This window comes from Burkholderia sp. BCC1988 (assembly GCF_905339895.1).
Classification (GTDB): Bacteria; Pseudomonadota; Gammaproteobacteria; order Burkholderiales; family Burkholderiaceae; genus Burkholderia.
This window is the reverse complement of the sequence record NZ_CAJPHA010000002.1, coordinates 224,337-248,683: the sequence shown is the minus strand read 5'-3', so window position 1 is coordinate 248,683 and position 24,347 is coordinate 224,337. Positions and strand designations below refer to the sequence as shown.

The window sequence follows — 24,347 nt, the reverse complement described above, 5'->3', positions numbered from 1 at the left end:
GGAAAACGTTTTCCAACTATACGCGGGGCAAAAGCCGAACGTCAATGGTTGAACCTGTTCGCACCCATCCGCACTTTCCCGATATCGTCCGGCGGCCGGACGCCGGCTTTTTCTGCCACAATCCGGTGCAATCGAACGAAAACGTTACCCTTCCGATGAAAAAAGTTTCCCCGACGATCCGCGACGTGGCCGCGGAAGCCGGCGTGTCGGTCGCGACGGTCTCCAAGTACGTGAACGGCACGCAGCGCTTTTCGCCGACCGTCGAAGCGCGGCTCAAGGAAGCGATCGAACGGCTCGGCTACCGTTCGAACCCGCTCGCGCGCTCGATGATCACCGGGCGCACGCGCACCATCGGCCTCGTGATCCTCGACATCAGCAATCCGCACTTCACGAACGTCGTCAAGGGCGCGAACCGCGTCGCGCTCCAGCACGACTACACGCTGCTGCTCGTCGATACCGAGGAGAACCAGGCGCGCGAACGCTCGCTGATCGAGGCGCTCGCGCAGCGCGTCGACGGGCTGATCGTCAGCACGCGGATGCCCGACGACCAGGCCGGCTGGATGCTCGACCTGCACAAGCCGCTCGTGCTGCTGCGGCGCAGCCCCGGCCTGCCGATTCCGAGCGTCGGCATCGACAACCGGCTCGCCACCTACATGCTTGCGCGTCACCTGCTCAATCTCGGCCATACGCGCATCGCGTACCTCGGCTTCGGGCCCGCGCGCGTGAACGACGAACGGATCCAGGGCGCGCGCGACTGTCTCGCGGAAGCGGGGCTCACGCTCGACGTGCACGACGCGCACGCGCCGACCGCCGAAGCCGGCGAGCGCGCATGCTCGCGCGTGATGCTCGGGCCGCAGCGTCCGCAGGCCGTGATCTGCTACAACGACCTGATCGCGCTCGGCTTCATGAAGGAAGCGGCGTCGCTCGGGTTCCGGCTGCCGCAGGACGTGTCGGTTGCCGGCGTCGACAACGTGCCGTACGGCGCATACGCGGCGCCCGCGCTGACCACCATCGACATCCAGAGCGAAAACATGGGCGAGCTCGCGATGCAGAAGCTGATCGACGCGCTCGCCGGGCGTACCGAGGCGAGCTATTCGACGTTCGAGCCGCGGCTGATCATGCGCGCGTCGACGGCCGCGGTGGGTTGAAGCGCGCATCGCGTTCGATATCCGCTGTATCGCTGCTTCGGCGTATCGTTGATTCGTCGCTTCGTCGCTTCGTCGCTTCGTCGCTTCGTCGCTTCGTCGCTTCGTCGCTTCGTCGCTTCGCAAACAAAAACGCGCCGCCTCCGGGCGGCGCGTTCGTTTGCCGGCACGCGATCACGCGTCGAGCTTCGCGGGCTTCATCTTCGGCGTGAGCATGTGCATGATCGCCAGCGCGAGCAGGTAGGCCAGCGCGCCGATCGCGAACAGCACCCAGTAGTGGCCCGTGCGTTGCAGCACCTGGCCGATCACTTCCGAGAACAGCACGCCGCCGATCGAGCCGGCCATCCCGCCGATGCCGACCACCGACGCGACCGCGCGGCGCGGGAACAGGTCGGACGCCGTCGTGAACAGGTTCGCCGACCAGCCCTGGTGCGCGGCGGCCGCGAGACCGACGATCAGCACCGCGATCCACAGGCTATGCACCTGCGACACGAACGCGATCGGCAGCACGCAGCACGCGCAGAACAGCATCGCCGTCTTGCGCGCGCCGTTCACGCTCCAGCCCGCGCGCAGCAGCGCCGACGACAGCCAGCCGCCGCCGATGCTGCCGACCGTCGTCAGCGCATAGATGCACACGAGCGGCAGGCCGATATGCTGCATGTCCATCCCGCGCGACTCGTTGAGCCACTTCGGCAGCCAGAACAGATAGAACCACCACACCGGGTCGGTCAGGAACTTGCCGATCAGGAACGCCCACGTCTCGCGCTTGCGGATCAGTTCGCCCCAGCGCGGCGCGCCGGCATCCGCGTTCGCCGCGTCGAGCGCTTCGGCTTCGTCGCGCGGCTCGTCGTATTCCGCGGCGAGCGCGCGCGTGTCGGCCGTGCGATACATCAGCAGCCACACCGCGAGCCACACGATGCCGATCGCGCCGATGATCACGAACGCCGCGCGCCACCCGTAGGCCACCGCGATCGCCGGGATGATCGCCGGCGCGAACACCGCGCCGATGTTCGCGCCCGAGTTGAAGATGCCGGTGGCGAGCGCGCGTTCGCGGCGCGGAAACCATTCGGCCGTCGTCTTGATCGCGGCCGGGAAGTTGCCGCCCTCGCCGATCCCGAGCAGCGCGCGCACCGCCGCGAAGCCCGTCACGGAGCCGACCGCCGCGTGCAGCATCGCCGCGATGCTCCACACCAGCATCGCGACCGCATACGAGATGCGCGTGCCGAGCCAGTCGACGATGCGCCCGAAGCCGAGCAGGCCGATCGCATAGAACGCGGAAAACGCCATCACGATGCGACCGTACTGCACCTGGCTCCAGCCGATGTCGTGCTGCAGCATCGGCGCGAGCAGGCCGAGGATCTGTCGATCCATGTAGTTGATGACGGTCGCGAAGAACAGCAGCGCACAAACGGTCCAGCGGTAGCGGCTGGCCGCGGTGCGCACGGCACCGACGACGGCGGATTGCATGAATGTCTCCGATACGCGGTCGCGCCCGTCGCGCCGCTGGATTGTGCTGTCCGTGACCGACGACGGGCGCCGGGGCGGGCGGCGGCCACGCCCCTTGCGTGGCGCGGCCGCTCGTCCGTCGAGTTCTGGAAAACGTTTTTCAAAGGATAGGGCGTGGGCCGGTGCCGTGTCAGTCGGGGATTTCGATGAGTCATCTCAAAATGGGCCGCGCAAAAAGAGATGACTGTTTCGCAGAGTGGCATTAACCGTTTTTCCGGGACTTTCACGCGTGCGAAACGGGGCCACGACGCGGGATGGCGCGTCGATACACATGTCCGATTCCAGCCAGAATCGGCGGCGCGGATGGTTTACATTCGTCGCATGCGCCTCGACCCCGACACCTGCTACGACGCCCTGCTTGCGCGGAACCGCCGCTTCGACGGCTGGTTCTTCGTCGGCGTGTCGACGACCGGCGTGTATTGCCGCCCCGTTTGCCCGGTGAAACCGCCGAAGGCGCGGAACTGCAGTTATTACCCGACCGCCGCGGCCGCCGAGAAGGCCGGCTTTCGGCCGTGCATGCGCTGCCGGCCCGAGCTCGCGCCCGGCCACGGGCTGCTCGACCTTCATGGAGACGCTTCGCGATGACGCACGCTCATCTGATTCCGAGCCCGCTGGGCGACATCGCCATCCGTATCGAGGACGATGCGCTCACAGGCCTGTTCTTCGTCGGCCAGAAATACTATCCGTCGCTGGCGATCGCGCCGGACGCGGACGTACGCGGCGCGTCGCCGCTCGCGCGCAAGGTCGCCGAGGAAGTCGCCGAATATTTCACCGGCACGCGCGAAACCTTCTCGGTGCCGATTAATCTGCGCGGCACCGCGTTTCAGCGCAGCGTGTGGAAGGAACTGCTCGCGATTCCGTTCGGCGAGCTCGTTTCATACGGCGACATCACCGAACGCGTCGGGCTGCCGATGAGCGCGGCGCGTGCCGTCGGCGGCGCGGTTGGCCGCAATCCTGTGTCGATCATGGTGCCGTGCCATCGCGTGATCGGCGCGTCGGGCAGCCTGACCGGTTATGCAGGCGGCATCGAACGCAAACGCGCGTTGTTGTCGCTCGAAGGCGCCGGGTTCGCGCGCGGGGAACGTCATCCGATGCAGCAGTCGCTGGCGTTCTGAATGAAGATCCGCGGCGCGCGTTGCCGCGTCATGCGCTCAATGCCGGCCGGCGCGCTTCACGCTTCGCATACGCGCCCGGCGTCACGTTGAACTTCGCCTGAAACAGCGCGATGAACGACGACGTCGAGTCGTAGCCCAGTTGCGCGGCCACCGCGCCGATCGGCTCGCCCGCATCGAGCAGCGGCAGCGCCGCGAGCAGCCGCACGGCCTGCCGCCACTCGGTGAACGACAGCCCCGTGTCCTGCCGGAACAGACGCGACAGCGTGCGCCGTGTCGCACCGACCTGACGGCTCCATTCGTCCAGGCTGCGCGTGTCGCCCGGATGCGCATGCAACGCACGCGCGATTTTGAGCAGACGCGAATCGTGCGGCAGCGGCACCGTCAGCGGCGCGGGCCGCATCCGCGCGATCCGGTCGGCGATCAGGCACACGAGCGCACCGTCCGGCCCCGACTCGTCGTAGTTCACCGGCAACTCGCCGGTCGCGATCACCAGCTCGCGCAACAGCGGCGTCATGCAGAGGATCATGCAATCGTCGGCGGCATCGTCGCGCGCGATCGCATCGTCGAGATACAGGCTGTGGAACGCGACGCAATCGCGCGTCGACACCGCGTGCGGCACGTGCGGCGGAATCCACATCGCATAGTGCGGCGGCAGCAGATGCCGACCCGACGGCGTCGATACCTCCAGCACGCCGCTCGTCGCATACATCAGCTGGGCCCACGGGTGACTATGCGCGTCGACGCTCGCGTTGCCGGGAATCCCGAACGCGCGCACGAACAGCGGCCTCGGCAGGCGCGCCATCGGCGGCACCGCGTACGGATCACCCGATTGTCCCGCCAGCGACATAAGACGTCCTCCGAAGGTCATTGCATGCACGATCGCGATGCTACCGTAACGACTCTTCTTTCTCACGGCTTCCGTTCATGAGCGCGCATACCCGCACCACCCGCAAGACCGTCACCGCGATCCGCGCGACGAAAGGCATCGGCAGCCTCGTCTCGCTCACCGCCTATTCCGCACCGATGGCGAAGCTCGTCGACGAAGTGGCCGACGTGATCATCGTCGGCGACTCCGTCGGCATGGTGCTGTACGGCATGCCCGATACGCTGCGCGTCACGCTCGACATGATGAGCGCGCACGGCGCGGCCGTCGTGCGTGGCACCGCGCAGGCGTGCGTCGTCGTCGATCTGCCGTTTTCGACGTATCAGGAATCGCCCGCGCAAGCGTATCGCTCCGCCGCGCGGCTGCTCGCCGAAACCGGCGCGCAAGGCGTCAAGCTCGAAGGCGGCAGCGAGATGGCCGACACGATCCGCTTCCTGACGGAGCGCGGCATTCCGGTGATGGCGCACGTCGGCCTCATGCCGCAGCAGGCCAATGCGACCGGCGGCTTCCGCGCGCAGGGGATGGACCCGCGCTCGGCCGCGCAGGTGTTAGACGCCGCGTGCGCGGCCGAGCGGGCCGGCGCGTTCAGCGTCGTCGTCGAGGGCACCGCGGAAGCGCTCGCGCGCCATCTGACCGAAACACTGTCGATCCCGACCATCGGCATCGGCGCATCGCCCGCGTGCGACGGGCAGGTGCTCGTGACCGAGGACATGATCGGCGCATTCGACGCGTACACGCCGCGCTTCGTGAAGCGCTACGCCGATGCGAACGCGGTGATGCGCGACGCGATCCGCCAGTACGCGCACGACGTGCGGCAGCGCGTGTTTCCCGAGCCGGCGCACTGCTTCGGGTACGGCAAGCCGCTGCAACTCGCGGCAGCCGCCGCGGCGTGACGGCTGCGCTTACGCGCGATTACGCACGCTTGCGCATCGCATGCGCGACCCGCGCGTTCGCCTCGAACTTCGCACGATGCGTCGAGAAGAACGTCCGCACGTTGCGCACGTTCGATGCGCCGGTGAACAGTCGCCGCGCGAACGCGTCGTATTCGGCGACGTCGGCCAGGTCGGCCACCACCACGAAATCCGGCCCCGGCGACACGCGGTAGCACTGCGTGACCGCCGGCTCCGCGCACACGTAGGCTTCGAACGCGTCGTAGTCTTCGGCCGTCTGCCGGTCGAGGCTGATCTCGATCAGCGCCGTGACCGCCGTGCCGATCGCGACCGGATCGAGCACCGCGACCTGGCGGCGGATCACGCCCGCCTCCGTCAGCCGCCGCACGCGACGCATGCAGGTCGGCGGCGACGACAGCGCGCGCTCGGCGAGTTGCAGGTTCGACACCGATGCGTCGTCCTGCAGGATCGCGAGAATGCGCAGGTCGAGATCGTCGAGCGTGATGCCGGCCATGGGCGGCTCCTTCCGGTCAGGGTGTGAAATTTAATTTCAACATGATAGACGATCGCCCGTCCGTTTCATTCGTTGACGTATTTTGAAATTTAATTCCATTCGTGCGCCTCTACCATCGCTGTCACGGGTCCAGACAGGACATTTACGGAGTGCGCTATGTGTGGAATTGTCGGGGCGGTTGCCCAGCGGGACATCCTGCCGAACCTCGTCGACGGGCTGAAGCGGCTCGAATATCGCGGCTACGACTCGTGCGGCGTCGTGGTCTATCGCGATCGCGCGCTGGCCCGCGCGCGCAGCGTCGACCGCGTCGCCAACCTGCAGCGCGAGATCGCCGAGCATGCGCTGTCGGGCTATACCGGCATCGCGCATACGCGCTGGGCGACGCACGGCGCGCCCGTCACGCTCAACGCGCATCCGCACTTCTCGCCGAGCGACGACAACGCGCGCATCGCGCTGTCGCACAACGGGATCATCGAGAACTGCGATCAGCTGCGCGCGGAACTGCAGGCGCATGGTTATGTGTTCGCAAGCCAGACCGACAGCGAGGCAATCGCGCACCTGATCGATCACCTGTACGACGGCGACCTGTTCGACGCGGTGCGCCGCGCGGTCGCGCGACTGCGCGGCAGCTACGCGATCGCGGTGATGTGCCGCGACGAGCCGCACCGGATCGTCGGTGCGCGCGACGGGATGCCGCTCGTCGTCGGTGTCGGGGATGGCGAGAATTTCCTGGCGTCGGATGCGATCGCGTTGTCGGGTATCACCGATCGAATCGCTTACCTCGAGAACGGTGACGTTGCCGATATCCAGCTGCATCGCTACTGGATCGTCGATGCGGCCGGCCAGCGCGTCGAGCGTGCGGTGCAGCGGGTGGCCGCGCATAGCGGCGCGGCCGATCTCGGATCGTATCGCTATTACATGCAGAAGGAGATCTTCGAGCAGCCGCAGGCGGTGGCCGATACGCTGCTCGATGTCGGGTCGATCATGCCGGAGCTGTTCGGCGACGGCGCGTGGCGCGCGTTCAACGACGTCGATTCGGTGTTGCTGCTCGCGTGCGGCGGCAGCTATCACGCAGCGCTGACCGCGAAGTACTGGATCGAGAGCATCGCGAAGCTGCCGGCGAGTGTCGAGATCGCGAGCGAGTTCCGGTATCGCGACAGCGTGCCGAATCCGCGCACGCTGGTCGTCGCGGTGTCGCAGAGCGGCGAGACGGCTGACGTGCTCGGGGCCGTGCACGTCGCGAAGCAGCGCGGGATGCTGCACACGCTCGCGATCTGCAACGTCGCGACGAGCGCGCTGATGCGCGAATGCACGCTGCAGTTCGTCACGCGTGCTGGGATCGAGATCGGGGTGGCGTCGACGAAGGCTTTTACGACGCAGCTCGTGGCGTTGTTCTTGCTGACGTTGTCACTGGCGCAGGTGCGCGGGCGGTTAAGCGACGACGAGGAGAAGGCGCATCTGCGTGCGCTCCGGCATCTGCCCGATGCGATGTCGAAGGTGCTTGCGCTGGAGCCGCAGATCATGGGCTGGTCGGAACTGCTCGCGCGACGCGACAACATGCTGTTTCTCGGACGCGGAATGCATTATCCGATCGCGCTCGAAGGCGCGCTGAAGATGAAGGAGATTTCGTATATCCACGCGGAGGCTTATCCCGCCGGGGAGTTGAAGCATGGGCCGCTGGCGTTGGTCAGTAACGAAATGCCCGTGATTGCGGTGGCGCCGAATGACGTGCTGCTCGAAAAGCTCAGGTCGAACATGCATGAAGTCAGCGCGCGGAACGGCAGGCTTTTCGTGTTCGCGGATGTGGACTGCGGGTTGATGCCGAGTGAGGGGATCGAGGTGATTCGGCTCAACGAGTACTACGGGCCGTTGTCGCCGATTCTGCATACGGTGCCGATGCAGTTGCTCGCTTATCACGCGGCGTTGGCACGGGGGACGGATATCGATAAGCCGAGGAATCTGGCCAAGTCGGTGACGGTGGAGTGAGGGCATATCGTGGAGGGCCGGGCTCGTGCTCGCTGGAAATGAAAGCTGTATAGGCTCACGCCAGCGCGAGGCGCCGAAACCGCTGGCCTGACGCCGGGGCGTGTTCGGCAGGGGTCACCCCGTGGCGGCCAGGGCTTTTACCTTTTTGACGCCCTTGTGGTGTTCGACTCGACCGGCCGCGTCCCACTGAGCGAGCACGCCCGCACTTGGCGAGCTGACGGTGATGCGTGTGAGATTCACCAACAGCACACACTGGAGCCAATCTTCCTCATACAGGTGGTCGACCGTGGCCCCTCGAGTGCTTGCCATGCAACCAATCGCGTGGCCGTTGCGGTCCTTGGTAACCGTACCTTCGACCTCCATCGTCAGGCCTTCGACGGCTCTCTTAGCTGCATCCGGTGAGAGTTTGAGCGTTTTGGTAAGGTCTCGATAAACGATGACTTTTCTCGTCGAATAGCTATCTTTCGGAAAGACGCCCATGTACATGCCCGCCACGGCGCCTACGCCAATGACCCGGTACGAGACCGGCGTGACTTCCTTGGTTACGTTGTATGCGTTGGATTCCAGCTTGGGCGCTCCGTACGACACTTCCTGCACGAAGGTGAGATAGTCAAGAGAGCCAACACTGTAGGCGGGACGAACAGTGAGAGTGAGTTGCTCTTTGTCCGCATCGTAGTCATACGTCGGCCCGCGCTCACCTTCCTTGTCTGCCGGGATGTAAATCTTGAAGTGCCGGCCGACCAAGGCGGCGTCGTTAAAGCCCTTGGAAAACTCGTCCGGCCGCTTATAGTCCATCGCGGCATGCAGATAGTTCGCAATGGTTTCATCGTCTAGTCCGTCGGCGGGCAGCGCCAATGGGTCTTTCGATGCTGTTGTCGACTCCGGTGCAGAGGCGGCACTCGCGACGTCCGGCGGCGGCCGTTGGTCGCATGCGATCAGGACCAAACTCAGGCAGAAGGCCCCCACCAACGTAAGGAGCCGGCACAGCTCGCGCGTCGACATTGCGGCATCGCGCCGCAACCAGGATAGACGTGACATTTTTGTTCACCTCGCGCCGCGTGGCTCAGCCGCCCTGACGGCCCCATATTGTCCAGTAATACTAGCTCGCGGTCCGGAAAGCGCCTTCCGAAAGAACCCTTAGCGTCATGCCGCGAGCCCGCGATGCATAGTCGCGAAAGTCGCCGCCGCTGGCGCCGTCGTCCGGCCTGTCGCACGTCATGCGGCGGCCTTCAATCCGGCAACTCCAGTGGTGTCCGCGCACCTAGTCCTGCACGTTCTCATCCATATCCTAGATGTCGTCAACCGTTGGATGAACCGGCTAGATGTGAAGCGTCAAGAGGTTGTTTCTCGACGCAGGAAGTCTGGCCATCGGCGCAACGCCGCCGATGGCGCTATGGGCACGATGCCAGTTGTAGTGGCGCTGCCAACTCGCCAAGGCTTCGATGCGATTGGCGGAGCTCTGGTATGTCCATGCGTAGGCCCGTTCACGTAACGCGGACTGGATGAAGCGTTCGGCCTTGCCGTTGGTCTGCGGACGATACGCCCACGTAAATTTGTGCCGGATACCCAATCCCTGGCAGGCCCGCGCAAACTCAAGATTCGCGCGAATACTGGAGGAGCTACCCGCCAATCGCATCAAATTCACTCTGTGCGATCCGAATGAAGAGCACCATCTTACTTGGATTCCTCTTCTCGTTAGCGACAGACCTTCTCTTCAATTGCTATAGGCGCGACATCAATCCACCCTCGAACGCCGTCTTCTATTTCTCGAGAAATGGAGAAAATTGGAAGGACCGCACCGTGCCCGGCCGTTAACGCTGGCTCCCGACTGGCAATCGGCGATGTATCAAGTGGCTGAAATTCCGTGCACGTTGTTTTTTGTTTGCGTGGGTTGTAGTTCCTTCAGCAAACCGATTTAAATGTGGTACCTCCGCGGCTGCGCGGTCCAATGCTTCCATCCGCCTGCCCACGTAGGTAGCCGCTTGCAATCAATTGACGCTGAATCGCGCGGCGAACATCAACTTCGGTGAGTGTTGCGGTTGCCGCTCCCATTGCCTTCTATTCTGCAAATTCTGCGATCAGAAGCTGCGCTTGCCAGTCGGTAGACATTTAGGTCAACCGCCAGATTTCTTTCATTTGCGCTTCGCATCCATTACAAAAATTTCGCCGCTAGCCGAACATCGACGAAGAGCAGGAAATTCTTCCCACACCCCATTCCACCATGCAAAAAGTACTTGAAAAAATGGCAGGAATGTCATAACTATATTTACAGCATCCTCCCAAGAACTTTCCTGATTTAAATTTAAGATTTAATTAAATATACCCAAAACATTTCCACCATCAAATTACCAATGGAGGGGACATCATACATCTTAAAATTTTCATCGAACCACGAGACAACTTAAATTCTCGCCATCCGAACAGGCCTGTTAACACACGTTTTTCGCAGTTGAATTGCGTAGACCACGAAGTCACTAAGCGACGCAGAATATCAGCGGTACCAGACCAGTTCGCCGAATAGAATTTCGACGTTCCAGCACTACAATTTTTACTCTTCAGAAAAATTTCAAAATAACATCCTGAGACATGCGACAGACATGCAATAGTCTAACGACACTCATACAAACACCATTTCGCTACGAGAGAATAAAATGACTTATCGAAAAATTCTATGGGCAATCGACGTACCGAATATCGACACTCTAATTCAAAGAGCAACGCAATGTGGGTTCGGAGCGGTTTGCGTCCGTACGAGCTACACTGACTTTGCGGACCTTATCCCGGCCATGAAAGAAAATAGCATTGACGTCCTCGGCTGGCGATATCCGCCAACTGACCCACATGCCGCACATCAACAGGCGCTGGATACAGCTCAAATTGTTCAACTAGGATTGGATGGATTTATCGTTGACCCAGAGGGCGATAGCCGCTCACTCTACAACTGGAACCATCCAGGATTAGCCGCCGTAGCAGACGATTACTGTTCAACCATCCGTCAAGCAAATCCAACGATGCTGTTTGGTGTCACCTCGCACTACTTGGCAGCAAAGCCGTACCCCGCCCTTCCTTGGGCCACGTTTTTACAATATTCAGACGCCGTGTACCCTCAAGCCTACTGGCGCGCTGATACTGACCACGGACCAATATCTATCGGCACCGGGCCATCGTCCAACTATATTGCTTCGCTAAGCGCTTGGGGGAATATCGGGGCGGCGGCTGGGAAAATATTCCCGATGGCCGGAGAGCTCGGCTCAGTAAAGGGCTCTCACGAAATTCAACAATATGCCACTGCCGCAGACAGCAACAATATAACCGAACTTCATTTCTACGTTAACGACAACACTGTTGACCAGTTTGTTTGGGACGCGATTTCTCAACTTTGACCAAACAAATATCAATATCTAAATTCTGCCGAGGACGTTATCCCAAGCGACCCGCGTCCTCGCCAATATCAACGAGAAAGGAGATCTGCAGTGAATCTTCTACTGCAACGCATCATAAAGACATCGCAATCCACGGAAGGAAAGTTATTCATTGACGAAGTTTTTTTCTCTTATACCCTGGAGCCGGTGTACCGCGAGCGACCTAATGTGCCAGTGAGCGCTTGGAAGGTTTTTGGCTCAACCGCGATTCCTGTTGGCACATACAACGTCGAAGTAACGTATTTTTATCGCGACCAATACTATACACCTCTACTAGACAATGTCCCTGGATTCTCCGGGGTTCGCATTCACGCGGGAAATTTTCCGAAGGACACCGAGGGTTGCATTCTCGTTGGCACACTGAAGGCTCAAAACGAGATACTCAACAGCAAAGTTGCATTTGACGCGCTGATGACCCGTATCAGTATAGTTCGACATGCAAATCAACCTATTCAAATTACGGTACAGAATGCGTGGGAAACGATATAGCGATTTCTATCGCACACCAAAATTTCTATACGACATCTTTTTGTCGATGATAGCAATGAAAAAAATTATTCTGCTTTCTTCGGTTGTACTCCTAGCTAGCGGCTGCGCATCGGATTCGTGGATATATCCGATGTTTAATGCCGAAGATCAGCGTGCGCTCGTTAATGATGGGGCGAAGCTGACCGCCGTTCCTCTGACGGTAGATGACGCGAGGAACCTGGTTTTCGGACTCACTGAAAAATTGAATACCGCGAGCCGGCACCGAGATGATGCAAAGATGATAACGCGCGAGCTCTTGTTTTACGGGAGTCTTCTTGCGGTTGGCGGTGTCGCCGCGAGCAGCATCGCCTTGAGAAATGTCGGCGCCGGAATAGCTGCTGGCAGCGTTGCATTAGATAATCATTACCAGCCCAGCGTACAGTCGTTGGCCTTCGACCGAGCCGCTCAAAGAATGCGCTGCGCGAGGGATTTGCTCGACCCAATTGACCCAGCTTTACTGGACGCACTTCCAGCAGACGCTCGCAAGCAAATCCACGCAGAGACAATGTCTCTCTATGCCACCATTCCTCATCTCACTAATAATTATATTGAAAAAGTAAGCCTTGACCTCCGAGCTGCACTAACCGCAGTAACACTCAGCGCTCCGTCAGAACAGGACTTACTGAATTCGCTGCAGAGCTACAAGGCCGCGCAAAATAAATCCACCCAATACACGTCCAACTTGCACACAAAGGTATCGCTAGCCATACAAAACACCAAAGTGGTAGATGAAAAGGCCGCCGTCTTCTTAGCGGCCAGTGCCGCATCAGCCGCCAAAGTGGCGGCTGATGCCTCCTCTCAGCTAGCATCCTCAATTTCTGTTCAAGGACAACAGTTGGCATCAACGGATATCATCGAAAGAGCGAAAAAAGCGTCCGATGAAGCGATTGCCGCAGCGAAACGAGCGATTTCTGCCGCATCATCCGCCTCGGCTACGACGTCGTCACAGTGTGCACTTCCGTCCGAAGCGGAAATTTCGCCGAGCAGCTCGCGGGAATACCGAGTATGTGTAATTCGAGGTAAATCGCCTGAAGAGCAAGGCGAACTAGCACAAGCATTCGGGCAGGCAGTCGGAACTTTTTCCGAGCAAATGGACCTTTGCTTGAAAACGCACCAGCAATAGTGCATGCATCCAGCGGCGATGGCTAAGCGGCGTCATGCGACGAACACACTTCACTGATATGGACTCGCTGCGTTTTTGGGCTCCAAGCTGCATTTGCAAGCCCTTTTCGGCCGGCAGTCGGTGTTAAAAAGCTTGTGTAATAGTGCCCGTTCCATACCCTTGGGTCGGATGCCGGCAACTCGGGACAAGTCATCGCCTGAAACGGCGAGAGATGGTCTGTCGTTCTTATCAGAATGTGTTGAAAACCAAGCCTGTGCCCCGAATACTTGCGGAACAAGTTTTTGTGATCTTTCAGTGACATTTTTGTTTCTCCCGGACGCAACTGCAGTTTTCCGCGTCGCGAACCCGGCGCACGCCCCTCTCGACAGCGAAATACCGGAACTATTGTTCCGACCGGACGCCAACGACACCGCAATCGCACGCAATCGCGCCGAGGATCGGCATCGAAGCTCAGGACATGCGCGCACAGCATCCCCGCCCCGCACTGGAAAAAACCCTACTTCGACAACTTCAGCTTTTTCGCCAACACAACCCCGCTCGACGGACTCACCAGCGAGATCGCATTGATATCCATATGCACCCTGGAGATCCGGGTCGTAATGTCCGTCGGCTCGTCGATACTCGGATCGGCATGCTCGACTTGCTCGGTCAGATAAGGCCGAACCAGCCGCCCGGAAAAGACGAGCGCGAAGTCGCCATGCGCTTGAGCGTACACGGCAGGCGAAATCCGCATCCGGCTGCGAACCGTGGTCTTTTTCCCATGCCCGGAATCGAGTTCGATGATGTCGATCTGCTGGATGTACCCTTTCGCTTTCGCTTCGGGGGCGATCACGAGCCCTCGCCCTCGTGGCCCCTTCGTGACCTTCCGGAGCAGGACGCCCGTCCGGTCGCCGTGCTCCGCGTCGAACAGGTCGACGTCCAGCGTCAACAGGTGTCGCTGCGACCGGTACCGCAGCCCGTACTGCACCGGCACCACGAACGTCACGTCGCGATCCAGGCCGACGGCCGCCAGGGCGGGATTCGGGGCATACCGGTCGGTTGCGTCGGAGACCAGGCCGCGAACCCGGTCGGTCAAGGAAGGCGGCGCGGGGCTGATGTGCAGCTTCTTCAGGGCATCCCGAATGGCAACCGGGTCGTCGCCGACGATCGGTCGTGCGGGCGACGCGTCGTGATCGGCAGCAGGCGCGACGTGCGTCGTGCCGTCAACGGCCTCCGCCTCTGCATGCACCGCGACCGGCGCCAGGATCATCGTCAAAGCGACGACGCACGCGAAGCTCGAACGCCCCAACTTGGATTTCCGATGAAACACGAAGGCTCCTGATTTTCTTGCGGATCGGTCAACGACGAGCACTATAGGGTGGAATGATAGGCAACGCATCCATTGTTTGAAATTCACCGATGCCCTGAGCGCCCCTTCGCCGGTTCATTGTCAGCCCGAAAGCAGGCCAACGCCCGCTCATCCGCAACCTCACCCCTGCCGATCCTCCCGCCGATACTCCGCCGGCGCCTTCCCGACCAGCTTGCGAAAATCGCGTGTGAAATGCGCCTGGTCGAAATACCCCAACGCCTGCGCCAGTTCCGCGAGATCGACCGGCTCGCCGCCGGCGAGTTTGTCGGCCGCCTCATGCAGGCGATAACGACAGATCACCCACTTCGGCGTCACGCCCACATAGTCGGAAAAGAGTTGCTGCAGCGTGCGCTCGCTCAGCCCCGCGCGCTCGGCCAGATCGCGCACCTGCGTGAGCCCGATATCCTGCTGCAGCATCTGCAAAATGCCATGAATACGTTCGACCTGCGGATCGGCCGGCGGCAGCACCCGCAACAGCAGCGCCTCGGCAGCCGCCACCATCCCGGCGTCATCCTCGGCACCGAGCACGGCGTCTTCGGCTTGCGCGTCGCCGCAATCGAGCAGCGTCGACACCGGCAGCACCTTGTCGGTCGACAAATGCACCGGCTTGCCGAAGAACGCCCGAAACGCGCCCGGCCGGAACCGCAAGCCGATCACCCGCCCGGCCCCGGCCAACGTCGTCTCGAACGCCCCCGACACCACGCCGAAGATCCCCGTCCGCCGCCGGTCGAACACCAGATTCACGCACGGATACGGCAGCGTGCGCTGCACATACGGCGGCTGGTCGCGCAGATCCCATTCGACGATCCAGTGGTGATCCAGCACGCCGGCCAGGTCGGCACACGGGTAATAGCGATTCAGGCGGAAGCGCTGATTGAAGGCTTTCGGGCCGACGACGCCTTTGGGCGTCTCGGTCACGTTACGCAAGTCGGCCATGGTGACGAACCGTTGAGGTGACTGCGTGATGATGCACCGCCACAGCGGATTTTTCCAAGACGAAGCCGCGCGGCCGTCCTATATTGGGCGCCCTGTCCCGAATGCACACCGGAGCCCGCGATGCCGCAAGACCGTCACCTGACCCTGTTCCACTCCCCGCGCAGCCGCTCGGCCGGCGCGCGGATGCTGCTGGAAGAACTGAGTGCCGACTATGAACTGCACGCGTTCGACCTCTCCACCGGAAAACATCACGAAGCCGACTACCTCGCCATCAACCCGCTGGGCAAGGTGCCCGCGCTGCGTCATGGCGACGTGATCGTCACCGAGCAGGCCGCCGTCTACATGTACGCGGCCGAGTTGTATCCGGAAGCCGGCCTGTCGCCGGCGCCGGGCGATTCGCTGCGCGGGCCGTATCTGACCTGGATGACGTTCTATGGCTCGTGCCTCGAGCCGGCCATCGTCGACCGCTCGATGAATCGCCCGCCCGCCGCCTACTCGACGTCGCCGTACGGCGACTTCGATACCGTGATGATGCGGATCGATGCGCAACTGGCGAAAGGGCCCTACCTGCTGGGCGAGCGCTTCACGGCGGTCGACGTGCTGTGGGGCTCGGCACTGAACTGGACGACGATGTTCAAGCTGGTACCCGAAACGCCGCGCATTCGCGCGTACATCGATCGCGTGCTGGCGCGCCCGGCGATCCAGCGCGCGCAGGCGGCGGATGCGGCGCTGGCGGCGGAACAGGACAAGGCCAAGGAGGCGGCCGCAGCGGCGCGGTAGCCGGTTGGCGGGCGGACCGCGACGCCGGTCCCGCCCGCCGCACCATCAGAACATCGTATGCAGCCCGACGCGCGCCACCGCCTGACTCGCTGAACTCGACGCCCCGTTCGGATCGAGCACGCCGTTGATCTGCGCGTTCGCGCCGCTGTTCGCGCGTTGATAATCGGCGGACACGTAGACCATCGTCCGCTTCGTGAACAGGTATTGAAGCGCGACGCTGACCTGATGCGCATGGTTGTCGTTCACGGCTTCGTTGCCCTTCATGTACATGTACTTCGCGCCGAGAAACACGTCCGGCCTGATCCGCCACACGCCGCCGGCCTCGGCCATCCACACGCCGGCATCGTTGAACGAATTGTGCACGGTGGTCAGGAGTGCCTTCGCGCTCACCGCACCGAAGTCGTAGTGCATCCCGACACCCCAGTTGCGCACGCTGGTCGACGGCGTGCCGGGCGCCGGGCCGTACTTCTCGTTCGTATATGCGGCACCGATGCCGAGCGCGCCGACTTCGTAGTTCAAGCCCGCGCTTATGGCATTGTCCGCGCCGATGGAACCGGCCACGCCGCCGAACGCATACATCACGCCGCCCGACAACCCTGCAATCGTCGGCGAACTGTATTTGACCGAGTTCGCGACTGGCTTGCTGCCTGCCGTGCGATCCCAGTCGAACGCGCCGGTCGGGTTACCGGGCAGCGCGAGACGCTGGAACGGGCCATTCCTGAATCCGTACAGCCCCGAGATGTCCATCGAGATCGCATTCCCCTTCGCAAACAGCGAATCGACCATGAAGTCGTACTGATTCCCGAGCCTGACGCTGCCGAACCGGTCGCTCTCGATACCCACGTATGCATTACGTCCGAAGATCCCGGTCCCGATGATGCTGCCGTTCGCCATCGAGAACTGGTTCACGAGCGCGAACGTCGCGTGATATCCGCCGCCGAGATCTTCCGTGCCGCGAAAGCCGAACAGGTTCGGCGTGAAGATGCCGTCGTCGAACTTGACGTTCTTCCCGCCGCCCTCGTTGCTGACGTACGAGATGCCGCTGTCGATCAGACCGAACATGGTCACGCTGCTCTGTGCATACGCACCCTGCGCGATGGCCAGCATCGCGAATACTCCAAACCTGAGCTTCATTGCGTCTCCGTCTTTTTTGAAATTCGAGCCGGTCGCCCGCCACGTCGCGAACGATCCGCTCATGCTTCGTGAAACAACACCTTCCCCCACCCGGATCAGGCTTGCATCCGGGCCGGTACAATAAAATTCATTTAGTTTTGCTTATCGACTTGAACGAATGAAATCCCGCGTATTTCCGATTTCATCCAGTCAGATGCGATCGGCCCGTCCGCCGATTCAGGCGCTCCGGCAAATCACCCACGCCGCCGCATCCACCTCGACGGCCACGGCTTCCAGCCCGGCCCCCGAACACGGCCCGTCGATACACACACCGTCGTCGAACCGGAACAGCGCACTGTGATGCGCGCACATCAGCACCTGGGATCGATAGCAGGAAACGCTGCCCGGCACGAAATCGAGCGGAACCGAGAAATGCGGGCAACGATTCACGTAAGCCCACACCTGCTCCCCGCGCCGCACGACGATGACGGGGCGTCCGATGCACGCCTCATCGACGACCCGCGCGCCACCATCCGGCACATCGGCGAAGCGACAGAGTTGCGTGGCACCCATGACTCACGCTCTCCGCTCGGGATTGCCGAGGCTCCAGTCCCACGGACGCACCTCGACCCGCGAGAACAGCCCTTCCTTCACATACGGATCGTTGCCGACGAACTGCATCACCGCATCGATGTCGTCCGCCTCGACGACGAGCAGCGTGCCGTTCATCGCATCGCCCTGCGGATCGAGCGTCGGCCCGCCGAGCCGCACATACACGCCGTGCTGCGCGGCGGAACGCAGGTAGGTCCGATGCGTCGGCCGCACGCGGTCGCGCACCTCGCGCATCCCGGGCTGGTCCGTCGCAAACACCGCAAAGAATCGCGCCATGTCGGTCAGCTCCGGTCGAGCACGAAGTCGTACGTCGCCTCGCGATACGGGCCGCTCAAGCCGACCCGGCGCGCGAGCTCGTCACCCGCCGCACGCGGCCGATAGGCGACCATCAGCGACGGCTTCACGCCGAAGACGGCATCCGACTGCAGATACGCGTCGTTCTCGTCGAACAGATGCGTGACGAGCTTGCGGTAGCCCGGCGCATCGATCATGAAATGCAAATGCGCGGGCCGCCACGGATGGCGCCCGGTGGCGTCGAGCATCTTCCCGACCGGGCCGTCGGTCGGAATCGGATAGCTGACCGGCAGGATCGTCGTGATCGCGTAACGACCTTCGGCATCGGTCCGGTAGCGGCCGCGCAGGTTGCCGTGCGGCTGCGCCGTATCCTGCCCGGAATACATGCCGTTTTCGGCGGTCTGCCAGACGTCGAGCACGGCGTCCCGCACCGGCGCGCCGTCGGTAGTGAGCACGCGGCCATGCACGACGACCGGCGTGCCGGGCGTGAACGCCATGTTTTCGCCATACGCGCGCTCGGGCATGCCCTCGATGTAGAACGGGCCGAACACGGTTGTTTCCGTCGCGCCGGTGGCGAAGCGATGGTTGATCGCATCGACCAGCATCGACACGCCGAGCGTGTCCGACAGCAGGATGAATTCCTGGCGCACGACGTCGTCGCACATCTGCCCGGTTTCGGTCAGGAAGCGAATCGCGGCCATCCACTCGGCCTCGGTCAGCTCCGTTTCGCGGACGAACGCATGCAGGTGCCGCACGAGGCTCTGCATCAGCACGCGCAAGCGCGGGTTCGGCGTACCGTCGAAGCTGGCGACGACCTGCTCGGTCAACCGCGTGTCGCCGTCATCATGATGATCATTCGTCACGTTCGTCTCCTTTGTATGCAGCCGGCCGCTCACTGCGGCTCGCGCCCTTCCCACGCATGCTGAAGCAACTCGCGGATCGGCGCGCGCTCGATCGGCCGCGGATTCGCGTACGGGTTCCGGCACGCGAGGTCGGCAGCTTCGTCGAGGCCCGCTTCCGGCATTCCGATGTCGGCCAGCGCCGCCGACAAGCCCAGTTGCCGGTTCAACCGGAACAGCAGCGGGCCGGCGTCGGCCGCGTCGGTGCCGCCCAGCGCCCGCGCGACGCGGCGCAGCGCGTCGGGCGCCGCCGCATGGTTGTAGTGTGCGGTATGCGGCAGCATCGCGGCGTGCGTCTGTGCGTGCGGCAGGTTGAAGGTGCCGCCGAGCGTATGACAGAGCTTGTGATGCAGCGCCATGCCGACCGCACCCAGGCACGTGCCGGCGAGCCATGCGCCATACAGCGCGCGGCTGCGCATCTCGCGGTCGTCGGGCGCGCGCACGATCGCCGGCAGCGCTTCGCCGAGCGCACGAATCGACTCCTCGGCCATCAGGCTGATCACCGGGTTCGCATCTTCCGCGTAGAGCGCCTCGACCGCATGCGCCATCGCATTGACGCCCGATGCCGCCGAAATCCCCGGCGGCAGCGACAGCGTCAGGGACGGGTCATACAGCACCGTACGCGGCAACACGCGCGCATCGCGCCCGGTGCGCTTGAGCCGGCCTTCCGTGAGCCCGAAGATCGGCGTCATCTCCGAGCCCGCGTAAGTCGTCGGCACGGCGAGGATCGGCAGCGACGACTCGAGCGCAATCGCCTTGCCGAGCCCGATCGTCGAGCCGCCGCCGATCGCGATGCAGCAGTCCGCGCCCAGCTCGGCGGCCATCTCGCGCGCGGCGCGCGCCACCTCGACCGGCACGTGCATCACGGCCTGCGCGCACACGCCGGCCGCACGCTCGCCGAGCACGTCCCGGACGCGTTCGGCGAGCGGCTGCTGCTCGGGCGTCGACAGAATCAGCGCCCGCTGCGCGCCGAGCGCGGACAACTCGTCCGGCAGCCGTTCGAGCGCGCCCCATTCGAACACGACGCGGGACGGCGTTCCCTGATAGACGAAGCGCTCCATCTCGGCCTCAGCGCTTGAAGTGCGGCGGCACCTTGCCGTCGACGTTGACCCACACCGAGCGTGCTTCCGTATAGTCGTGCATCGCCTCGAAACCCATCTCGCGGCCGTAGCCCGACTTGCCGATGCCGCCGAACGGGCTGCCCGGATTGACGCGCTTGTAGCAGTTGATCCAGCACATGCCCGCGTCGATCCGCGACGCCATCCTGTGCGCGCGGGAGAGATCGTTGGTCCAGAGTCCGCTGCCGAGCCCGTATTCGGTCGCGTTGGCGATCGACAGCGCTTCCTCGTCGCTGCCGAAGCGCAGCACGGTGACGAACGGGCCGAACACTTCCTCCTGCGCGACGCGATCGGCGGCGCTCTTCGCCTCGATGACGGTCGGGCGCACGTAGTAACCGTTCGCGAGTGCCGCATCCTGCGGCGCGCTGCCGCCGGCGAGCACGCGGCCGCCCTGCTCGCGCGCGACGTCGACGAACGACAGCACGCGGTCGAGATGCTGCTTCGACGTCAGCGGGCCCATCTCGGTGTCGGGGTCCAGCGGGTTGCCGACGCGGATCGACGACGCCAGCGACACGAAGCGCTCGAGGAATTCGTCGGCGATGCGTTCATGCAGCACGAGCCGCGAACCGGCGATGCACGCCTGCCCCTGGTTGTGGAAGATCGCCCACGCGGCGCCGTTGATGGCGGCGTCGAGGTTCGCGTCGTCGAACACGATGTTCGCGCCCTTGCCGCCGAGTTCCAGCTGCACGCGCTTCAGGTTGCCCTGCGACGCCTCGACGATCCGGCGGCCCGTCGCCGTCGAACCGGTGAACGCGATCTTCCCGACACCGGGGTGTTCGGCGAGACGCTGGCCGGCCGTATGACCGTAGCCGGGAACGATATTGACGACGCCTTCGGGAAACCCGACTTCGGCCATCAGTTCGACGATGCGCAGCGTCGACAGCGGCGTGATCTCCGACGGCTTGAGCACGACGGTGTTGCCTGCCGCCAGCGCCGGGCCCATCTTCCAGCTCGTGAACATCAGCGGGAAATTCCACGGCACGATCTGGCCGACGACGCCGATCGGCGCGCGCTGCACATAGTTCAGGAAGCCGGTTTCGACCGGAATCACCGAGCCCTGCAGCTTGTCGGCCATGCCGCCGAAGTAGCGGAAGCAACCGGCCGTGCGCGGCACGTCGAGCGCGCGCGAATCGCGGATCGGGTGGCCGGTGTCCAGCGATTCGAGCTGCGCGAGTTCCTCCGCGTTGGCTTCGATCGCGTCCGCGAGGCGCAGCAGCAGCCGGCCGCGCTCGGCCGCCGGCATCGCCGACCACTTCGGGAATGCGCGGGTCGCGGCTTCCACCGCGAGGTCCACGTCCGCCGCGGTGGCGGCGGCGATCTTCGTGATCAGCGAGCCGTCGTGCGGATTGAGCACGTCGATCGTGCCGCGCTCGACGGCGTCGACGAAACGGCCGTCGATGAAGAGTTGGGTTTGCATGAATCGTCCTCGATGGTGTGCTTGTGCGAGCCGGCGCGGCTCAGAACTCGATCGGATACGGCGCCAGCTCGCCGCTCTCGTATCGCTGCGGAAGGTTCGGCGTCGCGTTTTCCCAGACCAGCAGCATCGAACGCTTCGTCGAGTAGCCCTGGTGCCGGATGTCGGCGGGCATCGCGCAGATGTCGCCGGCCCGCATCGTGACGCGCGCGCGCGGTGCGCCGGTGTTCTTGTCGCCGATGTCCCACACGATTTCGTCGGACAGTTGCAGGAACCATTCGACGCGGTCGTTGCCGTGGAATACCGGCAGGATGAATTCCTCGGTGGTCGGGCAGAACAGGCTGCGCCCGCACACGGAGGTCACCGACGGATTCCACGTCACGTCCGAACGCGACAGGTACTTGAACAGATTGAACGCATGCAGCTCGCCTTCGAAGCCCGGTTTCACGTGCACTTCCGGCTCGTCCTGAGCGACGTCGAGAAACGCGCGGTTGACCGGCAGATCGTCGCGCAGCGGCGAGTCGCCTTCGAGGCCCGGCATGCGGCGCGTCGCGATGCGCGTGCGTTCGATCGCGGAGCCGTTCTCGCCGTGCTTGCGCCCGAACGCCGTGCCGGTTTCCTCCGGCGCCGCGAACGGATCGAAGCCTTCGTTGGTCCAGTCGTGCAGCATCGCCTTGAAGGTCGCCATGATCGTCGGCGTTTCGAACGTCTCGGTGTAGTCGACGCCGGCTTCCTTCAGGATCCCGTTGAACGTGCCCGCATAGACGTCGACCTTGCCGTAGTGGTTGCGCGTGCCGAACACGTGATCGAAATTCACCCAGCCGTAGAAGAAGCCCCACGCGACGTCGCGCATCATCGCGCGCAGGAATGCGTCCGCGGGGATCGCGTGCGTGCGGGTCTGGCCTTTCGCCGGCCAGCTGATTTTCACGAAATACTCGTCGCGCTGGAACGCGAATTCACCGAGGTGGAAGCGGCGGTAACCGGTGACGGCATCGGCTTGCGTGGCCTGCACCAGATCGGCGGCGAAGCCTGCGGAAAGATCGAGGGTCTCGAGGGTGGCCATAACGTGTCTCCTGGAATAGTTGAATCTTCGCGATCGAATCGATCAGTGCAGGCAGATGTCGGCCCACTTCTCGACGGACAGCTCGCCGAGCACGGTCTGCACGAGCGCGACGCCCGGCTTGCCGGCGGCGAAGCGATACGCGCAGCCGGCCGGCAGCAGTGCCTGGTGGCCCTTGCGCAGCACGACATAGCCCATCTCGCGGCCCGCCGGCTGCGTGCCGGCGTTCACGGTGCCGCGGCCGGTGGCGGGCGGGTTGTCGAGCTTGATGAAGTCGATGCGGACTTCGCCATCCATCTGGATCGCGAACTCGTCATGCGCGCACGCGAACCACGGCGACTGGCCTTCGGTGCGCAGCACTTCGATCACGTATTCGAGGTTCTTGCCGGCGACGACCTTTTCGTAGGGCGCCGACTTCGATGCGATCTCGAAGACGTTCGAGAACGCGTAGTGTTTTGCGCTGCCGCTGGTGATTTCGATCTCGCCCTTCGTGTAGCCGTCGAGCGAGCCAAAGACGGTGTGGAATGCCGTGTCGGTCATTGCTGTCTCCTGAGTTGAACCGCTTGTTGGATTCAACTTTAGGGGCGACGACGCCCGTCAACAAGGCAACGGAGCGCGACTACGGCATTTGCGTTTCGCGAATAATCGCTTCGCTCAACGAACCCAGCCACGCTCCAGCAGCGGACGATCCCACGGCGACTCGTCGCCGATGTATTCGACGAGGAATTCGACCAGCGCCTTCACCTTCAGCGCCTGTCGCTGCGTTGCGGGATAAACGGCGGCGAAGCTCAGCGGCGCGATCTGGAAGTCGGTGAGGATGGGCACCAGCCGGCCCGCGACGAGCGCGTCGCTCGCGACCAGCGTGGGCAGGCACACGACGCCGCCGCCCGTCAGCGCGTACTCGCGCAGCAGGTGCACGGAGTTCGAGCGGATCATGCCGGGCAGCTCCATTTCGACGACCTCGTCGCCGCGCGTCAGCGTCCAGCGGTTACGTGATGGATAACCCGAATACAGCGCCGTGGTGTGCTGCAGCAATTCGCGCGGATGTTGTGGCGCACCATGCGCGTCGAGGTAGGCCGGCGACGCGCAGAACAGGCGTCGGACCACGAACAGGCGCCGCTCGATCAGCGACTCGGATATCGGCGGAAAGATCTGGAACGCGATGTCGAACCCTTCTTCGACAGGGTCCACGACACGGTCATTGACGATGATGTCGAGCTGGATGCCCGGATAGCGGCGATTGAATTCGGCGAGCGGCACGCCGAAGTGATCGAGCGCGAAGCCGGGCAGCATCTGGATGCGCAGCCGCCCGGTCGGCGTCGCGCGCAGCTCGCGCATCTGGTCGGTCAGCTCGTTGACGCGCCCCACGACTTCCGCGCATTCGCGGTAGAAGGTCTCGCCCACTTCGGACAGCCGCACGTGGCGCGTGCTGCGATGGAACAGCGGCGCGTTGACGAACTTTTCCAGTTGCTGGATGCGGTTCGTCACGACCGAACTGGTGACCCCAAGCTGCCGCGCCGCTTCCGCGAAGCTGCTCGCCTCCGCGACCCTGACGAACGCCTCGATGCTCAGAAACCGGTCCATGCCGCACCTTTCCCGAAAGCCAAACCGGCAGTCTAACCGCACCTGCCGGCCGGGTGGGTCAAGCCGAACGCGTCACA

The 24,347-nt window shown here is 63.1% G+C and carries 23 protein-coding genes and 2 pseudogenes; 9 read left to right on the top strand and 16 right to left on the bottom strand.

All coding sequences use genetic code 11. From position 1 onward, the window contains the following. The first annotated feature begins 44 nt into the window (after nt 1-44). The gene (locus U4012_RS04000) at nt 45-1,148 is read left to right on the top strand and encodes a LacI family DNA-binding transcriptional regulator (RefSeq protein WP_124489267.1); all 1,104 of its coding nucleotides are present in this window, start codon (nt 45-47) and stop codon (nt 1,146-1,148) included. 171 nt (nt 1,149-1,319) lie between these two features. On the opposite strand, the gene U4012_RS03995 is transcribed toward U4012_RS04000, so the two are convergent. Next, on the bottom strand, nt 1,320-2,612 hold the full coding sequence (locus tag U4012_RS03995) for an MFS transporter (RefSeq protein ID WP_321796364.1): 1,293 nt from the start codon (nt 2,610-2,612) through the stop codon (nt 1,320-1,322). A 342-nt stretch (nt 2,613-2,954) separates the two neighbouring features. Between U4012_RS03995 and U4012_RS03990 the strand changes: the two are divergent. Continuing rightward, nucleotides 2,955-3,224, top strand: a pseudogene (locus tag U4012_RS03990) (Ada metal-binding domain-containing protein); the annotation flags it as partial. Between the two features lie 8 nt (nt 3,225-3,232). After that, on the top strand, nt 3,233-3,766 hold the full coding sequence (locus U4012_RS03985; RefSeq protein WP_321796362.1) for a methylated-DNA--[protein]-cysteine S-methyltransferase: 534 nt from the start codon (nt 3,233-3,235) through the stop codon (nt 3,764-3,766). Nucleotides 3,767-3,794: 28 nt separating this feature from the next. On the opposite strand, the gene U4012_RS03980 is transcribed toward U4012_RS03985, so the two are convergent. Continuing rightward, nucleotides 3,795-4,613, bottom strand: a complete 819-nt coding sequence (locus tag U4012_RS03980; protein ID WP_321796360.1) for a helix-turn-helix transcriptional regulator — start codon at nt 4,611-4,613, stop codon at nt 3,795-3,797. A 77-nt stretch (nt 4,614-4,690) separates the two neighbouring features. Here U4012_RS03980 and panB point away from each other — a divergent pair, with 77 nt between their 5' ends. Then, on the top strand, nt 4,691-5,542 hold the full coding sequence (gene panB / locus U4012_RS03975; protein WP_321796358.1) for a 3-methyl-2-oxobutanoate hydroxymethyltransferase: 852 nt from the start codon (nt 4,691-4,693) through the stop codon (nt 5,540-5,542). Nucleotides 5,543-5,561: 19 nt separating this feature from the next. Here panB and U4012_RS03970 read toward each other — a convergent pair whose 3' ends face one another. Further along, nucleotides 5,562-6,053, bottom strand: a complete 492-nt coding sequence (locus U4012_RS03970) for an Lrp/AsnC family transcriptional regulator (protein ID WP_006761025.1) — start codon at nt 6,051-6,053, stop codon at nt 5,562-5,564. A 156-nt stretch (nt 6,054-6,209) separates the two neighbouring features. Here U4012_RS03970 and glmS point away from each other — a divergent pair, with 156 nt between their 5' ends. Beyond that, nucleotides 6,210-8,039 (top strand): glutamine--fructose-6-phosphate transaminase (isomerizing), encoded by a 1,830-nt coding sequence (gene glmS / locus U4012_RS03965; RefSeq protein WP_321796355.1) that lies wholly within the window; start codon nt 6,210-6,212, stop codon nt 8,037-8,039. 114 nt (nt 8,040-8,153) lie between these two features. Here glmS and U4012_RS03960 read toward each other — a convergent pair whose 3' ends face one another. Together U4012_RS03960 and U4012_RS03955 are read right to left on the bottom strand one after the other, a co-directional pair. After that, a complete protein-coding gene (locus tag U4012_RS03960) occupies nt 8,154-9,077 on the bottom strand; it encodes a hypothetical protein (protein WP_321796353.1) in 924 nt (307 codons plus the stop codon). Nucleotides 9,078-9,357: 280 nt separating this feature from the next. After that, nucleotides 9,358-9,636, bottom strand: a pseudogene (locus U4012_RS03955) (integrase core domain-containing protein); the annotation flags it as partial. A gap of 1,054 nt (nt 9,637-10,690) precedes the next feature. Between U4012_RS03955 and U4012_RS03950 the strand changes: the two are divergent. The 3 genes from U4012_RS03950 to U4012_RS03940 all read left to right on the top strand — a co-directional run bounded on the left by U4012_RS03950 (nt 10,691) and on the right by U4012_RS03940 (nt 13,112). Then, nucleotides 10,691-11,422 carry a hypothetical protein gene (locus U4012_RS03950; RefSeq protein ID WP_321796351.1) on the top strand — a complete coding sequence of 244 codons (732 nt, stop codon included), beginning with the start codon at nt 10,691-10,693 and terminating at the stop codon, nt 11,420-11,422. A gap of 90 nt (nt 11,423-11,512) precedes the next feature. Further along, a complete protein-coding gene (locus U4012_RS03945) occupies nt 11,513-11,950 on the top strand; it encodes a DUF5675 family protein (protein ID WP_321796349.1) in 438 nt (145 codons plus the stop codon). Continuing rightward, nucleotides 11,898-13,112 (top strand): hypothetical protein, encoded by a 1,215-nt coding sequence (locus U4012_RS03940; RefSeq protein ID WP_321796347.1) that lies wholly within the window; start codon nt 11,898-11,900, stop codon nt 13,110-13,112. The genes U4012_RS03945 and U4012_RS03940 overlap by 53 nt, the downstream gene beginning before the upstream one ends. A 496-nt stretch (nt 13,113-13,608) precedes the next feature. On the opposite strand, the gene U4012_RS03935 is transcribed toward U4012_RS03940, so the two are convergent. Next, nucleotides 13,609-14,421 carry a hypothetical protein gene (locus U4012_RS03935; RefSeq protein WP_321796345.1) on the bottom strand — a complete coding sequence of 271 codons (813 nt, stop codon included), beginning with the start codon at nt 14,419-14,421 and terminating at the stop codon, nt 13,609-13,611. 159 nt (nt 14,422-14,580) lie between these two features. Further along, complete coding sequence (locus U4012_RS03930; RefSeq protein WP_044848345.1) at nt 14,581-15,396, bottom strand: helix-turn-helix domain-containing protein; 816 nt, start codon at nt 15,394-15,396, stop codon at nt 14,581-14,583. Between the two features lie 120 nt (nt 15,397-15,516). Between U4012_RS03930 and U4012_RS03925 the strand changes: the two genes are divergently transcribed. Beyond that, on the top strand, nt 15,517-16,176 hold the full coding sequence (locus U4012_RS03925; RefSeq protein ID WP_321796342.1) for a glutathione S-transferase family protein: 660 nt from the start codon (nt 15,517-15,519) through the stop codon (nt 16,174-16,176). 45 nt (nt 16,177-16,221) lie between these two features. Here U4012_RS03925 and U4012_RS03920 read toward each other — a convergent pair whose 3' ends face one another. The 9 genes from U4012_RS03920 to U4012_RS03880 all read right to left on the bottom strand — a co-directional run bounded on the left by U4012_RS03920 (nt 16,222) and on the right by U4012_RS03880 (nt 24,270). Then, on the bottom strand, nt 16,222-17,310 hold the full coding sequence (locus U4012_RS03920) for a porin (protein ID WP_321796340.1): 1,089 nt from the start codon (nt 17,308-17,310) through the stop codon (nt 16,222-16,224). A 216-nt stretch (nt 17,311-17,526) separates the two neighbouring features. Beyond that, a complete protein-coding gene (locus U4012_RS03915) occupies nt 17,527-17,862 on the bottom strand; it encodes a Rieske (2Fe-2S) protein (RefSeq protein ID WP_044848342.1) in 336 nt (111 codons plus the stop codon). A gap of 3 nt (nt 17,863-17,865) precedes the next feature. Then, nucleotides 17,866-18,177, bottom strand: coding sequence for a YciI family protein (locus tag U4012_RS03910; protein ID WP_321796337.1), 312 nt, complete (start codon nt 18,175-18,177; stop codon nt 17,866-17,868). A gap of 5 nt (nt 18,178-18,182) precedes the next feature. Further along, nucleotides 18,183-19,058 carry an intradiol ring-cleavage dioxygenase gene (locus U4012_RS03905; protein WP_044848368.1) on the bottom strand — a complete coding sequence of 292 codons (876 nt, stop codon included), beginning with the start codon at nt 19,056-19,058 and terminating at the stop codon, nt 18,183-18,185. Nucleotides 19,059-19,087: 29 nt separating this feature from the next. Then, nucleotides 19,088-20,155 (bottom strand): maleylacetate reductase, encoded by a 1,068-nt coding sequence (locus tag U4012_RS03900; protein ID WP_124571448.1) that lies wholly within the window; start codon nt 20,153-20,155, stop codon nt 19,088-19,090. A gap of 7 nt (nt 20,156-20,162) precedes the next feature. Then, nucleotides 20,163-21,629 (bottom strand): aldehyde dehydrogenase family protein, encoded by a 1,467-nt coding sequence (locus U4012_RS03895; RefSeq protein WP_044848339.1) that lies wholly within the window; start codon nt 21,627-21,629, stop codon nt 20,163-20,165. A 40-nt stretch (nt 21,630-21,669) separates the two neighbouring features. Next, on the bottom strand, nt 21,670-22,689 hold the full coding sequence (locus tag U4012_RS03890; protein ID WP_044848338.1) for a hydroxyquinol 1,2-dioxygenase: 1,020 nt from the start codon (nt 22,687-22,689) through the stop codon (nt 21,670-21,672). Nucleotides 22,690-22,731: 42 nt separating this feature from the next. Continuing rightward, the gene (locus tag U4012_RS03885) at nt 22,732-23,226 is read right to left on the bottom strand and encodes a hydroxyquinol 1,2-dioxygenase (RefSeq protein WP_321796334.1); all 495 of its coding nucleotides are present in this window, start codon (nt 23,224-23,226) and stop codon (nt 22,732-22,734) included. 114 nt (nt 23,227-23,340) lie between these two features. Further along, nucleotides 23,341-24,270 carry a LysR family transcriptional regulator gene (locus tag U4012_RS03880; protein ID WP_044848336.1) on the bottom strand — a complete coding sequence of 310 codons (930 nt, stop codon included), beginning with the start codon at nt 24,268-24,270 and terminating at the stop codon, nt 23,341-23,343. Between the last annotated feature and the right edge of the window lie 77 nt (nt 24,271-24,347).

Coding starts and splice junctions, on each gene's coding strand:
- U4012_RS04000 (WP_124489267.1), top strand. CDS start 45: ATGGTTGAACCTGTTCGCACCCATCCGCACTTTCCCGATATCGTCCGG.
- U4012_RS03995 (WP_321796364.1), bottom strand. CDS start 2,612: ATGCAATCCGCCGTCGTCGGTGCCGTGCGCACCGCGGCCAGCCGCTAC.
- U4012_RS03985 (WP_321796362.1), top strand. CDS start 3,233: ATGACGCACGCTCATCTGATTCCGAGCCCGCTGGGCGACATCGCCATC.
- U4012_RS03980 (WP_321796360.1), bottom strand. CDS start 4,613: ATGTCGCTGGCGGGACAATCGGGTGATCCGTACGCGGTGCCGCCGATG.
- panB (WP_321796358.1), top strand. CDS start 4,691: ATGAGCGCGCATACCCGCACCACCCGCAAGACCGTCACCGCGATCCGC.
- U4012_RS03970 (WP_006761025.1), bottom strand. CDS start 6,053: ATGGCCGGCATCACGCTCGACGATCTCGACCTGCGCATTCTCGCGATC.
- glmS (WP_321796355.1), top strand. CDS start 6,210: ATGTGTGGAATTGTCGGGGCGGTTGCCCAGCGGGACATCCTGCCGAAC.
- U4012_RS03960 (WP_321796353.1), bottom strand. CDS start 9,077: ATGTCACGTCTATCCTGGTTGCGGCGCGATGCCGCAATGTCGACGCGC.
- U4012_RS03950 (WP_321796351.1), top strand. CDS start 10,691: ATGACTTATCGAAAAATTCTATGGGCAATCGACGTACCGAATATCGAC.
- U4012_RS03940 (WP_321796347.1), top strand. CDS start 11,898: ATGCAAATCAACCTATTCAAATTACGGTACAGAATGCGTGGGAAACGA.
- U4012_RS03930 (WP_044848345.1), bottom strand. CDS start 15,396: ATGGCCGACTTGCGTAACGTGACCGAGACGCCCAAAGGCGTCGTCGGC.
- U4012_RS03925 (WP_321796342.1), top strand. CDS start 15,517: ATGCCGCAAGACCGTCACCTGACCCTGTTCCACTCCCCGCGCAGCCGC.
- U4012_RS03920 (WP_321796340.1), bottom strand. CDS start 17,310: ATGAAGCTCAGGTTTGGAGTATTCGCGATGCTGGCCATCGCGCAGGGT.
- U4012_RS03915 (WP_044848342.1), bottom strand. CDS start 17,862: ATGGGTGCCACGCAACTCTGTCGCTTCGCCGATGTGCCGGATGGTGGC.
- U4012_RS03910 (WP_321796337.1), bottom strand. CDS start 18,177: ATGGCGCGATTCTTTGCGGTGTTTGCGACGGACCAGCCCGGGATGCGC.
- U4012_RS03900 (WP_124571448.1), bottom strand. CDS start 20,155: ATGGAGCGCTTCGTCTATCAGGGAACGCCGTCCCGCGTCGTGTTCGAA.
- U4012_RS03895 (WP_044848339.1), bottom strand. CDS start 21,629: ATGCAAACCCAACTCTTCATCGACGGCCGTTTCGTCGACGCCGTCGAG.
- U4012_RS03890 (WP_044848338.1), bottom strand. CDS start 22,689: ATGGCCACCCTCGAGACCCTCGATCTTTCCGCAGGCTTCGCCGCCGAT.
- U4012_RS03885 (WP_321796334.1), bottom strand. CDS start 23,226: ATGACCGACACGGCATTCCACACCGTCTTTGGCTCGCTCGACGGCTAC.
- U4012_RS03880 (WP_044848336.1), bottom strand. CDS start 24,270: ATGGACCGGTTTCTGAGCATCGAGGCGTTCGTCAGGGTCGCGGAGGCG.